Origin of the sequence: Kitasatospora sp. NPDC008050 (genome assembly GCF_042957465.1) — a bacterium.
Classification (GTDB): domain Bacteria; phylum Actinomycetota; class Actinomycetes; order Streptomycetales; family Streptomycetaceae; genus Kitasatospora.
The window spans coordinates 1-9,661 of record NZ_JBIBIJ010000047.1; the positions used below are offsets into that span (position 1 = coordinate 1).

Consider the following 9,661-nt stretch of genomic DNA (forward strand, 5'->3'; position numbering starts at 1 on the left):
CGCCGCCCGAACGCGGTGGCCCGCACCAGGGCGTCCAGTTCGGCGGCCGGGCGCCGCCAGTCGAAGACCCCGCCGCGCGGCAGCCCGTCGAACTTGCCGTGGTAGCTGCGCAGTTTGAGGTCCTGCGGAGTGCGGACGGCGGTACCGGCCGCCAGCTCGTCGACCAGCTCACCGAAGGACTCGACACCCGCCTCGAAGCAGGCCACGTCCAGATCGTGCACCGTGGCCGCCGACCCGACCGGGACGACGCGCTGCTTGAGCACATCGCCGGTGTCGGCCTCACTGGTCATCACATGCCAGGTCACGCCGTGCTGCTTGTCGCCGTCCAGGATCGCCCAGCTGGTGGCGAAGAGACCGGCGTGCCGGGGCAGCGGACCGTCGTGGAAGTTGACCGGCAGCCGGGCGGGCAGCGCCAGCACCTCATCCGGCAGGATCCGCAGGTTGGCGATACTGAACAGGTAGTCGAAACGCAGCGGCGCCAGCCGCTCCGCCAGGTCCGGCCCGAACGGCACCGCCGCCAGGCCCTCCGCCCTTGCCCAGCCGGCCAGTTCCTCCGACGGAGAGACCACGGCCGTGACCGTGTGCCCGCGCGCCAGCAGCAGCCTGGTGCACTCGACCAGCAGCGCCTCCTCACCCACCACCACGCAGCTGAACGGCTCCACGCTCATCGCCCGCCTCCTTCGCTCTCGCCACGCTGAGCCAGCAGCTCGGCCAACAACTCGTCGACAGCCGCATCCGACAGACCCGCCACCAAGCTCTCCACCTCACCGGCCGCAGCGGGCTCAGACACACGCTCCGGCGCGGGCCGGGCCGGAGCCGGGGCCGGGGTCGGTGACTGCGCCGGCGCCGGTGCCTGTGCCTGCACCGAGGCCGGGGTTCGGGCCGGTGGTGCTTCGGCTCGGAAGTACTCGGCGAGGCGCCGGATGGTGATCCGCTCGAACAACAGCGTCGCCGACTGCGGCCCGTAGACCGCCTCCAGAGCACGGGTCAGCTCCAGGGTCACCAGCGAGTCCACCCCGTAGTTCTCGAAGGTGAGGTCAGGGTCCAGCTGCTCCGGGGCCATCTCCAGCACCCTGGCGAAAACCGCCGTCACCCGCTCCAACGCATCGTCCTGACGCGCCGCAACCGGGGGCTCGACGGAGACCTGGGCCACGGGCACGGAGGCTGTGGGTGCAGCCTGGTGACTGGCGGGCACCAGGCCGTCGCTGACCGCGGCGATCACGCTCTGGAAGGCCGGGCCCGCCTCGGTGGTCGGCGAGGCCGCACTCAGGTGCCCGAAGCCGCAGGCCCCCAACGCGTCCCGCCACTGCCGCTCACTCGCCAGCGGCGAACCGGGCAACCGCTGCTCGGGGTCGGCGAACAGCCACCAACCCGTCGTCAGGCCGAAGACCAACGCCAGCTGATGCTGCGCCCGCGTGCCCTCGACGAGCAGCAGCACGCCACCCGCCACCAGCAGCCGCTTGGTCTGCGCCAGAGTGTGACCCAGCCGGCCGGTGGCGTGGAACACGTTGGTGCCGAAGACCACATCGTTTCCGCCGAGCGCGGCGGCCGGCTGCCCGGCCAGTTCCGCCTCGATGTCCAGCACCTCGAACCGCGCGAACGGGTAGTCCACGCCGAAGCGTTGGCGGCCCTTGCGGACGAAGGCCGGCGACACGTCGGTGAAGAGGTAGTCGACCGAGTCCCCGTACGGCGCCAGCGCGGCGAGCACCGCCGTGCTGGTGCCACCCGTGCCGGCACCCACCTCCAGCACCCGCACCGTGGCGCCGGGGGCGGCGGCCAGCCGGGCCTGGACCTGCTCGACGATCAGCCGGGCCACCTCCGCGTTGCACCGGTCGGTGACCGGATCACCCCGGTACACGGCGGCCACCCGCTCGGGCGAACCGTCCGGGAAGAGCACCTCCATCGCGCCGATCCGCCCGGTGAGCACCTCGGGCAGCACCGCCAGACAGTCCCGCAGCAACTCCGCCACCGGGGCCACACTCTTCCGACGATCCACCAGCTCTTCGAGCTCACGGACCGCCCCCGCCTCCCCCTCGACCGCACGGCCCCCAGCACTCACCCGGTCGCCGTCGATCCGCAGGTACCCGGCGCCGGCCAGCATGTCGAGCTGCACCTGGAAGAGCGCCGCATGCCCGGCCACCACGCCTATTCGGGCGGCCAGTTCGGCACGCGAACACCCGTGCCCGACCGCCTCGAACAGCCCAGCCCGGTCCAGCGCCGCCGCCAGCAGACGATGAGCGAGCTCCTCAAGCTCCACCACCGCGAGCTGATGCTCCATCAGCTCGCCTTCTGGCAGGCCTCTGTGGCGGGGGTGGACGACGGGCAGCACGGCCGGGACGGTACCCGGCAGCACGCTCAGGGTGCGCTCCGGCGCCACGCCCAGGTTGTCCAGGATCCGCTGATCCGCGTCGAGCGCCAGCAACTGCGGCAGCTCACCACCGAGCACCCGCTCGACCACCGCCATACCCTGCTCCGCCGTCATCGGCCGGATCCCGGCCGCCTCGAAACGGCGCAGCACCCGCTCGCGCTCCTCGTCGCCACCCGCGTTCCAGTACCCCAGGTTGAGCACCCGCACCGGGAAGGGCAGGGTGCGCGCGGCATGCAGCGCGTACGCGTCAGCGAAGGTGCAGCCCGCCGCGTAGCCCGCCTGACCGTGGTTGCCCTCGAAGGCGACCCCGGAGGAGTAGAAGAGCACGAAATCCAAATGCTCCCCGGCCGTTGCCCGCAGGACGCTCCAGGTGGCGTCCGTCTTGGACTCCAGTGCCGCGCGCAGCCCCTCCTCCGGCAGCTCCCGGACCACCTGGTTGACCAGCACCATCGCGGCGTTGACCACACCGTGCAGCGCGCCGAACTCCCGCTTGGCGAAGGCGATCGCCTCACCGAGCGCGACCGGGTCGGTGGCATCCAGCGCGAGATGACGCACCCGGGCCCCGGCCGCCTCCAGCTCGGCCACCCTCTCACGCCGGGGCCCATCCAGCGGGGAACGCCCGACCACAACCAGCCTGGCACCGTAGGCCCGGGCCAGATACCGGCAGGTATCACGCCCCACCGCACCCAGACCACCGATGATCAGATACACCCCGCCCTGACGCAACCTGCCTGCCTGCTGCGGCAGTTCGACCCGCTCCAGCACCCGCACCCGCCGCACCCCGGCGCGCAGCGAGACCGGCACCGGCCTGGCCGCGAACGGCTCGGCCACCACCTCGGCCACCGCAGCCTCGGCCTCCGCCGCGCGCAGGTCGACCAGCGCCACCTTCAGGTTCGGAAACTCCTTGCCGACCACCATCGCCAGCCCGGCCAGCCCCGCCGCCCACGGCCGCGAGTCGTCACCCGCCTCCAGCGGATGGACACCGGCGGTGACAACCTTCAGACCCAACTCCCGCTCCAACAAACGGTGCCGGTCAAGCGCGCGCACCAGACGGTAGAGCGAGACCACACTCTCCTCCAACGCCGCCCGCACCCCCGCGCGGTCAACGGGCTCGCGCTCCGGCTCCGCGCCGAGGAAGTAGACCAGCTCGGGGCCGCCCACCTCACTCAGCGCCCGGTCCAGCTCGGCATCGGTGAGGCCGCCCGGGCCGATCGCCAGCCGCACCAGCCGCGCACCCCGGTGGGCCTCAGCGATGCCCGCGGCCAGCGCCCCGTCCGGACCCGCCGCCTCCAGCCGCGCGCCGACCAGCAGCACCCGGTCCACGGCGGGCGCCGCCGCGGCCGTGCCCTCGGCGGGCTGGGGCGTCCAGGTGGGTCGGTAGCCGACCCGCAGCGGGGGCTTGGCCTCCCGGTAGGTCAGGCCGGTGAAGCGCACCCGCACCGCGCCCGCCTCGTCCAGCACCAGCACGTCACACCGGTCGGGCCCGGTCTCCCGCACGTGCGACCAGCCGGCCGGTGGCACCGGGCCGAAGACCTCCACCCGGTCCACCGCGAAAGGCAGCATCGGCCGGGCCTGCCCGCCACGACGCCGCACCAGCAACGCCGCGACAGTGTGCAGCGCGGCATCCAGCACACCCGGGTGCAGCAGGTGGGCCGCCTCCTCGGCGACCGCGCCGATCCGGCCGAGCACCTCCTCCCGACCGGTCCACACCTGCTCGACCCGACGGAAGAACGGCCCGTACGGCAACCCCTGCCCGGCGAGCAGCCGGTAGAAAGCCTCCCCGTCGGGGCCGGCCGAAAGACCCGCCCGCAGCGCGGCGAGGTCCACCGCCCCGGGCGCGGGCGGTGCGGCCACCAGCCGCCCACGCGAACGCACCGCGCCGTCGGCGCCCAGCACCTCGTAGCGCTCCCCGCCCTGCTCGTCCTCGAACCGGACCTCGACCTGCTCCTCAGTACCCTCCACGGCCAACGGCGCCACCCAGCGCACGTCAGCCAGCGCCTGGCCGATCAGCCCGCCGCGAGCCTCGGCGACCAGGTCGAGGTGACCGACCCCCGGCAGGATCGGGCGCCCGGCGACCACATGATCGCGCAGCACCGGTTCACCGGCTGCGAGGATCCGCCGCCAGGATCGGCCAGGCTGGCCAACTACAGGAACGGGCACGGCTGTTGCCGCAGCTCCCAGGTCGAGCCAGTGCCGCACCCGCTCGAACGGGTAGGTCGGCAGCGGCACCCGGCGCCGGGCGGCGGGGCGCAGCCGGTGCACCAGGTCCCAGTCCAGGGCGATACCGCAGACCCAGAGCCGGGCCAGCAGGTCGTCCCCGTCGGCGCGCACCTGGGCCGCCAGGAACTCCTCACCGCCGCTGCCCTCGGTGAACAAGCCTTCCAGCGGCGGGTGTTGCCTGACCTGCCCATGGTGCAGCCACTGCCCGCCCTCGCCGCGCCCGACAGCGGCGAACCGCTCGGCCGCCTCCGCGAGGTCGCCCGCGACGAACGCCAGCCGCTCGCCCATCGCCTCCCGCCCCACCCGCAGCGTGTAGGCGAGGTCGGCCAGCCGCACCGGCTGGACCGAGTGGATCGGATGCGCGGGGGCGCTCAGCGCGCGGCCCAACTCGGCCGCGTACGCGCGCAGTCGGCCCTCATCCCGGGCCGAGAGAACGATCAGCTCGGGCGAGCCCGGCCCAGCCGGGGCAGCGGACTGCTCCGGGGCGAGGTACTCCTCCAGGATCACATGCGCGTTGGTCCCACCCGCCCCGAAGGAGCTGACGGCGGCCCGACGCGGCAGCACCCGGCCCTCGGCATCACGCGGCTGCGGCCAGGGCGCGCTCTCCCGCTGGAGGGTGAACGGCGAGCGGGTGAAGTCGATGACCGGGTTGGACTCCTCGGCGTGCAGGGTGGGCAGCAGGGTACCGTTCCGCAGCTGCAACACCGCCTTGGTGACCCCCGCGATCCCGGCCGCGCCCTCCAGATGCCCGATCGCGGACTTCACCGAACCCAGCGCACAGAAGCCCGTGTCGGCGGTGTGCTTGGCGAACGCCTGCGCCAGCGCCGTGTGTTCGATCGGATCGCCCAGCGCCGTGCCGGTACCGTGCGCCTCCAGACACCCGATGCTGCGGGCGCTGATCCCGGCGGCGGCCAGCGCCTGCTCCACCAGGGCCTGCTGGGCGTGCGGGTTGGGGACAGTGAAACCGCTGGTGCGCCCACCGTGATTGACGGCGGTCGACCGGATCACGGCGTGGATCGTGTCACCGTCCGCGACCGCCCGCGAGAGCGGCTTGAGCAGCACCGCGCCCACACCCTCACCCGGCACATAACCGCTGCCCCCCGCACCGAACGCCCGGCAGCGCCCGTCCGAGGCCAGCATCGTCTTACGGCTCAGGTGCACGTACTTGTCCGGATGCACCGCCACATTGACGCCACCGGCGATGGCATAGGAACACTCACCACGGCGCAGGCTCTCACAGGCCTGGTGCAGGGCCACCAGCGAAGCCGAACAAGCCGTGTCCACCACCACACTCGGACCGCGGAAGTCACCGAAGTAGGAGACCTGGTTGGCGATCGCCGACCGGTTGGCAAGCACCACCTGATGGTTGCCGCGCGCCGACTCCGCCGCCGCGAGGATCGCGTAGTCGTCCCACATGACACCCACGAAGACCCCGACATCATGGCCCTGACCGCCGAACCGCGGAGCGGGGATACGCGAGGGCGGGTAGCCCGCGTTCTCCAGCGCCGACCACGCCGTCTCCAGGAAGAGCCGCTCCTGCGGATCCATCGAACGAGCCTGCGCCGGCGAGATCTGGAAGAACAACGAGTCGAACGAGTCCACATCCGACAGGAAACCGCCCCAACGGCTGTAACTACGGCCCGGCGCCGCCGGATCAGCATCGAACAGCGCCTCGGCATCCCAACGGTCCGCGGGAACCTCGGTCACACAGTCACGCCCGGCCGCGAGGTTGCGCCAGAACTCATCCAGATCACGGGCCTGCGGATAACGCCCACTGATACCGATGATCGCAATCGGCTCATCGCCGGCCGGCTCCGGGCGCACCGACGCAGGGGTAGGGGCAGGGACTGGGACTGGGACTGGGACTGGGGCGGCTTGCAGGGGAGTTGGAGCGGTTGAGGTGGCTTCGGGGAACGTGCGGGCCACCGCCTCCGGGTGCTCCGCGAGCAGGTGATCGGCCAGCTCGTCCACGGTGCGGCACTCGAAGAAGACGGTGCCGCGCAGCCCAGGGAAGTCCTTGCCGAGCAGCGTGTTGGACTCCATGACCAGCACCGAGTCCAGACCGTAGTCGTCGAGCGCGACCCGGCTGTCCAGCCGCCCCGCGGGCAGCTTGAGCACCCCGGAGAGCACCGTGCGCAGGTACTCCACCACCGCCGCCCGCGTGCGCCGACCATCACTCGCGGAAGCAGTCGCCGGCGCGGGGGTTGAGACGGGTTCGGGTGCGGGTGCGGGCCGTGACGGCTCCGCTCGCTCCAGCAGTGCCGCGTCCATCGTCGCCGCCTCGCCCCAGGCGGGCAGCAGCCAGGACACGCCGGCCCTCAGCGCGTACTCGAAGGCACCCAGCGCCTGCTCGGCGGTGAGCGCGGGCATGCCGCTGCGCCGGGTGTAAGCGGTCAACTCCTCGGCCCGCACCAGCGCGTCGACCCCGCCGACCGACCACAGCGGCCAGTCCAGCGCGAGACTGCGCCCACTCCTGACACCCTCGCCCACCCAGGCCTCACGGCGCGCGATGTACAGGTCGGCGAAACGGTTCGCGGTGGCGTAGCTCGCCGCGCCGAAGTCGCCGACCAGCGAGGAGACCGAGGAGAACACCGTGAACAGGTCCAGGGCGTCCTCGCGGGTCAGCTGGTCCAGGTGGACCAGGCCCCGGGTCTTGGCCGCCAGCACCCGGGCGAACCGCTCCCGGCCACCATCAGTGGCCCGCCCGTCGTCGGCCACCCCGGCCAGGTGGAACACCCCGTGCAGTTGTCCGAAGCGCTCCCTGGCCACGGCCAGCGCCGCCGCCAGCTCCCCGGCCCGCACCACATCCGCGCGCAGCGCGAGCACCTGCGCGCCGTGCTCGGTCAGCGACTGCTGCCAGCGCGCCGTCTCGACGTCCGGCGCGGAGCGACCGATCAGCACCAGACGAGCCCGGAAACTGCGGGCGAGGTGCTCGGCCAGCAGCCGGCCGATCGCCCCGCTGCCGCCGGTGATCACATAGACGCCCCGCTCGCGCAACGGCGAACCGACCGAAACGGCGTCCGGCAGCGCGCGCAGCACGCGCACCTCCCGGCCACCGGCCGGGGTGCGGCGCACCTCCAGCCCAGCCGCACGCGGTGCGGCGCGCAGCTCGACGACCAGTGCGGCAGCCGCCTCGGCGGCGGCCGCGCTCGCGGGCAGGCCGAGGGTGAGCAGTTCGAGGCGGGGGGCGATCGGGCCGGTGGAGCGGGCGAAGCCTGCCAGCGCCGCGCGCCCCGCACGGTCCTGCCCATCGTCCTGCGGGTGAGCGATCACACAGCGCACCCGCCCCTGAAGCACCCCCGACTCGACCGCGCGCAGCACCTCCAGCACCGCGAAGCAGGCCCGGTCCAACTCGGTGTCCAGCGCCCGAGCATCGGTGGCATCGTGCGCGAAGGCGGGTGCGTCGGCCAGACCCGAGACGAAGGCCACATCCAGACCCGGAAGTTCACCCAGTTCGCCCAGTTCGGTGAGCAACCCGGCGATCCGGTCGGGGTCTTCGGCGACGGTGACGATCCGCTGCCATGCCCCGGTCGCGGCCAGCGCGGGCTCCAGGCCCGGCAGTTCGCCGACCAGCAACAGGGTTCCGGCCGCCGTACCGGGCTCCGGCTCGACTGCGGTACGCCAGTACGGCTGGTAGGCGCGCGGCGAACCAGCCTCTGGTCCCTCGATGTCCGGGGCGCTCGGGGCGCTCGGCGTCCGGCCGGCGAAGTCCCGCAACACGGCCAGGACCTGGCCCTGCTCGTCGTGGATGGTGAGGTCGAAGCGGCGTACCCCGGCACTCTCGGAGATCAGCCGGGCGTGCGCGTAGACGACGGCGGGCAGCGCGGCGAACACCTCGACGGCACCGAGGCTGAACGGCACGGCCAGCTCGCCAGGCCGGGGCGCGGTACTCCGCCCGGCCCAGTGGCAGGCCCGCAACGCGCCGTCGAGCAACGCCGGCGCCAGCACCACAGCCTCGTCCACCGGTCCACCGACCAGCCGCAACAGCGCCTCGCCCTCGCCGCTGCGGATCTCCTCGATCACCTGGAAGGAAGGGCCGTAGCCGAAGCCCGCGGCCCGGTAGTCGGCGTAGGCGCCGGCCCGATCGCGCACCGGGGCGAGCCGGGCGCGCAGCGCGTCCAGATCGGTAGCGGCGGGCACGGTGTCCGGTCCGGGCAGGGCGCGGCCGCGGGCGTGGGTGACCCGGCCCTGCGCTCCCTCGCTGTAGACCTCGAAGTCCAGCGCCTGCGGGCCGGGCCGGAAGGCGGCGTAGAGCGCCAGCTCGCCCGCCGGCAACTCGACCGCGCGGCCCCAGAGGACTTCGCGCAGCGCGTGCCGCACACCCGGCTCGACCAGCGCGGCAGCCGCCCGCACGAACTCCAGGGTGGCCGCGCCCGCCAGCAACGCCCGGCCCTCGATCACGTGGTCGCGCAGCAGCGGGTCGCCCGCCCGCAGCGTCTTGCGCAGCCGCACCTCCGACACGGTGGACTCGTTGGCGTCCACCAGCGGGTGCAGCGCGCCGGCGCCGAGCGCGGGCGGGGTCAGCTCGATCCAGTACCGCTCCGCGGCGAACGGGTAGCGCGGCGCACGCACCCGGCGCCGAGCCGGGCCAGGGCGCCCGGCGTGCCAGCTCGCCCAGTCCACCTCGGCCCCGGCCAGCCAGCGCCGCGCCAGATCGCCGAGGTCCCCCACGGCGGGTTCGGGCAGCGGACCGCCGTCAGCGAAATCACGCAGCGCGGCGAGCACGCCGGCGCCGTCGGTGGCGAGCACGGCGAACCGGGCCTCCATCGCCTCCCGCCCCACCTGACTGGTGAAGCAGAGATCGGCCAACTCCACATGCTCGGTGGCCAGGAAGCGCGCCGCCCCGCCCGCATACGCGCGCAGCCGCTCCTCATCCCGCGCGGAGAGCAGGAAAAGGACAGGCTCGGCGGTGCGCTGCTCGCCGGCCGGGCGGTCGGCGATCGGGTCCAGGCGCGGTGACTCGGCCAGCACCAGGTGGGCGTTGGCGCCACCCGCGCCGAACGAACTGAGGCCGGCCCGGCGCGGCTGCTCCCCCTCGGGCGCGGGCCAGTCGGCCGCCTCGCGCTGCACCCG

General features: G+C 73.5%; 2 protein-coding genes. Both read right to left on the reverse strand.

Features of this window, described 5'->3' with window-relative positions; translation table 11 throughout:
- A partial coding sequence (locus tag ACFZB9_RS36730) for a formyltransferase family protein (RefSeq protein ID WP_391454489.1) occupies window positions 1-668 on the reverse strand: 668 nt, incomplete at its 3' end.
- Window positions 665-9,658, reverse strand: coding sequence for an SDR family NAD(P)-dependent oxidoreductase (locus ACFZB9_RS36735; RefSeq protein ID WP_391454491.1), 8,994 nt, complete (start codon window positions 9,656-9,658; stop codon window positions 665-667). The genes ACFZB9_RS36735 and ACFZB9_RS36730, both read right to left, overlap by 4 nt.
- Between the last annotated feature and the right edge of the window lie 3 nt (window positions 9,659-9,661).